Raw genomic sequence first — 1445 nt, 5'->3', positions numbered from 1 at the left:
CCCACTCCTCGCAGTCCTCACGCACAACCCGTAGAGAACTCCTCCGTCAGGGCCGGATAGGTGCCGGCCTGGGCCACGGCCACGACATTGAGGCGCGGGTCCTCCGGACGAAGCAGCCTCTCCATCCACAGGTCGCGCGCCGCAGTGAGTCCGCGTGCGAGCCACCGCGCATTGACGAACTCCATGGCGTGCGTGCCCCCGGGGTAGACGTGCAGCTCGGCATCACCGCCATCGCGCCACACCCTGGAGGCGAAGGCGACATCCTCGTCCCGGAAGACCTCGGCGGAGGCCACCGAGATGAACAGCGGCGGCAGCCCGCCCAGCCACGTGGCGCGGGCGGGGGCCTCGTAGGGGGAGACCAGATCCGTACCGCGCCGCTCCCCCAGCACAGCGTCCCAGGCGACGTTGTTGTACGCCGTCGGCCAGGTACCGTCGTGCGGGTACTGACGCGCCGAGACCGAGCCCTGCCAGTGCGGCATGCCGGTGCGGTCATCCAGCATGGGGTAGTCCAGCAGCCCGCCGAGAACGGCCGGGCCCCGTCTGTCTCGCGCCATGAGCAGCGTGCCGGCGCTCAGCCCTCCCCCGGCGCTCTGCCCGACGACGATGACGCGCCCTGGATCGGCACCGAGCTCCTCGGCGTGCTCGACCGCCCAGCACAGCGCGGTGTAGCAGTCCTCGACGCCGGCGGGTGCTGGATGCTCCGGGGCCAGACGGTACTCAGGACTGACAATGACGCCCCCGTACCTCCGCAGCCACGGGACAACGGTCGACAGACCGTTGAAACGGCACCCCATCACCAGCCCTCCCCCGTGCAGGGAGAGGAACAGAGGACCGGGGCGGCCCGCGCAGGCGCCCTGGGCGCTCCGTGCAACCGCGGCGGGGAGCGTCGTCCGGTCCTGACGAAGGACGTCAACGTCCTCCAGGTCGATGTCGGGGTGCCTGAGCAGGAAACCCGCCCGGACCTCATCAGCCGGTGCGCGCCAGCTCGGGATTTTCTGCACCGTCATGGTCCCGAAGACGCCGAGCGACTCGATGCGTTCAAGCAGAGCTGCGGTAGCACTGTCGTAGGCAGGACGGGCGGGGAGCGCCTCATGCGGGTGGGGCATGCCGTAACTGTTGCACTATGAGCGCTGTAGCGGCAACCCACTCACAATCAGTCACTGATCTGCGGTATCGGGGCCCGCCGCCGCCAGCCGGCCGATGTCGACTCCCACCCTCAGCGCCGCAGCCGCCCGGAGCCCCTCGAGATCGCACGAATGAGTACGATTCGACATTCACCAGCGTAAATGAACCAAAAGTCGGACAATGGGGCCATGCAGATGTCCCGCGGTGTCATGGCCGGCCTCACCACCACCCCGATGACTCAGTCATCCACGGCAATTTCCGAGATTAAGAACTACATTCTCACCAAGAGCCTGCATCCTGGTGATGCGTTGCCGACGGAG

1 protein-coding gene is annotated in these 1445 nt (G+C 68.0%); it reads right to left on the bottom strand.

Features of this window, described 5'->3' with window-relative positions; genetic code table 11:
• Window positions 1-17: 17 nt before the first annotated feature.
• Window positions 18-1106: an alpha/beta hydrolase gene (locus BKH20_RS13095; protein WP_075391423.1), complete on the bottom strand. Its 1089-nt coding sequence runs from the start codon at window positions 1104-1106 to the stop codon at window positions 18-20.
• Window positions 1107-1445: the final 339 nt, after the last annotated feature.

The sequence above is a fragment of the Actinomyces oris genome (genome assembly GCF_001937445.1).
GTDB classification, from domain to species: Bacteria; Actinomycetota; Actinomycetes; order Actinomycetales; family Actinomycetaceae; genus Actinomyces; species Actinomyces acetigenes.
The sequence above is the reverse complement of the archived record's forward strand: the minus strand, read 5'-3'. Positions and strand labels throughout refer to the sequence as shown.